This is a genomic window from Bartonella grahamii ATCC 700132 (genome assembly GCF_000518085.1).
In the GTDB taxonomy this organism is placed as follows: Bacteria; Pseudomonadota; Alphaproteobacteria; order Rhizobiales; family Rhizobiaceae; genus Bartonella; species Bartonella grahamii.
Genome location: NZ_KI912380.1, coordinates 1,180 through 3,907 on the forward strand (window position 1 = coordinate 1,180; position 2,728 = coordinate 3,907).

Genomic DNA, 2,728 nt, shown 5'->3' on the forward strand with positions numbered 1-2,728 from the left:
ACATTCTTGACACTCGCATCAAGACCAGCAAAAGCTGAACCAACATCGTTATATGAACTAGTCGTTACTGTACCATTGTCAGTAATATTAGAGATCTTATAAATCGGAGCTGTCAAAGAACCTTCTTTAAATGCCGAACCACCACCAAGATAGGTAGCAACCTTATCATTTGTCTCAAAAAGCTGTGAGCCATTTATGGCATCATGTGAATCCTTAGCAATCTTACCAATTCCAACATTATGCAAGCCAACCTGACCCTTGCTTGGATCTCCAAAAGTCACATTGTTTTGTTTCGCTTTAGGTGCTGATCTGGTAAGTGTACTGACCTCTTCTGTATCTTCTTCCTCATCATAAAAAACTGCTACAGAGCGCACGTCATTAATTTCATTCGTAAGTGCATCCACATTTTTATCAAGCTGGGCTTTATTAACCGCTTCGTTGCCCTTTTCTGCATCCTTCACGCCAGAAAGTATTCTATCCTTACTATCCTTATCTGCAACAGTGATTGTCGTACCATCTTTTTCGCCACCAATCTTGATAACCTTTGTCTTTTCATCCTGCTTAACAAGACTACCACTTCTCATAGTGTTAATCTCATTATGAACGCTCTCGAAAGAATTACCAACTCTAGAAAAAGCATCCGCTACATTCTGATAAGTCTCATCAGTAATATGACCATCAGAACCGATTTGTTTGACCTTGAAAGTAGGAGCTATCCATTTGCCTTCTTTATTATATCCAGCGCCACCGCCAAAATAACTACCAACCATTTCACTCATAGAATAAATCTGAGAGCCATTAATGGCATCTGTGGAATCTTTCGTAATATTTCCTGCGGAAAGAAACGTTATCTTGCTGTTTTCTTGTGTCACTACAACTTTGCCGTCGTCTCCTTTTTCCTGCTTTTCATGCTGCGCGACAAAGGCATGGGCTGTATCACTCCATAACAAGGAATCATGCGCAACTCCTTCTGAGACTTCCTTAATGCGAGCATTCACAGTCTTGATATTATCATCAAGACCTGCAAAGGCAGAACCAACATTGGTATGTGATTTATCTGTTACCTTACCATCTTTATCAATATTCGATAAGTTATATTGTAGTCCTTTAAAGTTTTTGCCATCAAAAGATACAGCGCCACCTAAAAGATTTGATAAATCATCTGTGATGGCATAAAGTTGTCCACCCATAATCGCTTCTGTCGATTCTTTCGTAATATCTCCTGCGGCAAGGAATTTTATCTTGCTGTTTTCCTTTTTACCATCTTTCTCATGCTGTGCGACAAAGGCATCTCCACTCCATAATAAAGAATCTTGTGCAACTCCCTCTGAGACTTCCTTAATGCGAGCATTCACATTCTTGATATTATCATCAAGTCCTTTAAAGGCAGAACCAACATCGGTATGCGATTTATCTGTTACAACACCCTCTTTAGAAACTGTCGATAAGTCATACGTTGGTCCTGTAAAGTTTTTGCCATCAAAGGATACAGAGCCACCTAAAAGCTTTGATAAATCATCTGTGATGCTATGAAGCTGACCACCCGTAACCGCATCGCTCGAGCCTGATGCTATAGAACCATCAGCCAGCGATGTGATCTTGCTGTTTGTCTTGCTTTCCTTTTCCCCATGCTTGGCTACAAAGGCTTTTGCACTTTCATTCCACAACAAAGCATCGCCTTGAACTTCTTGCGTAATATTCGTTAGTTTTTCAGTAAAATTTTTGACCTCATTCGTTAGGTGTGTATTCACATTCTTGACACTCGTATCAAGATCAGAAAAGGCTGAACCAACATCGTTATGTGAATTAGTTGTTACCTTACCATCGTCAGAAACATTAGAGATGTTATAAGTCGGAGCTGTAAAAGAACCATCTTTAAATGCAGCACCACCACCAAAATAAGATGCAACACTGCTCCCTAGGGTATGAAGCTGAGAACCAGTTACGGCTTCGTCTGAAGTTTCATTGATTGCCCCGCCCAGTAGACCGGAAAGTTTCCGACCTTCATTACTTTTGTTCAAAATACTGATTTCGCTACCACCAGTTTCCATACCAACAGTGATAGGACCTGATCCTCCATCAGAGAGACTGCGCCCGAACTTCTTCTCTGCTACTTGCTTAACAAGAATACTGTCTCTTACATTAGCAATTTCTGTATTTGTTGCAAAAAGCTGGGAACCATTGACCGCATCTGTCGAATCTTTCGTAATAGCTCCTGCGGCAAGCGACGTGATCTTGCTATTTGTTTTCTTCCCTTCTTCTCCATGCTGCGCAATAAAAGCGTTACTCTCATTACTCCATGATAAAGAATCTTGTGCAACTCCCTCTGAGACTTCCTTAATGCGAGCGTTAACATTCTTGATATTATCATCAAGTCCTTTAAAGGCTGTTTCAACTCCTTCATACGGTTTATCTGTTACAACACCCTCTTTAGAAACTGTCGATAAATCATACTTTAGTCCTTTAAAGTTTTTGCCATCAAAGGATACAGCGCCACCTAAAAGCTTTGATAAATCATCTGTGATGCTATGAAGCTGACCACCCGTAACCGCATCGCTCGAGCCTGATACTATGGAACCATCAGCCAGCGATGTGATCTTGCTGTTTGTCTTACTTTCCTTTTCCCCATGCAAGGCTACAAAGGCTTTTGCACTTTCATTCCACAACAAAGCATCGCCTTGAACTTCTTGCGTAATATTCGTTAGTTTGTCATCAAACTTTTTAACCT

General features: G+C 40.6%; 1 pseudogene. It reads right to left on the reverse strand.

The annotated features are described in order from the left end of the window. Positions 1–2,728, reverse strand: a pseudogene (locus tag U736_RS11470) (hypothetical protein); the annotation flags it as partial.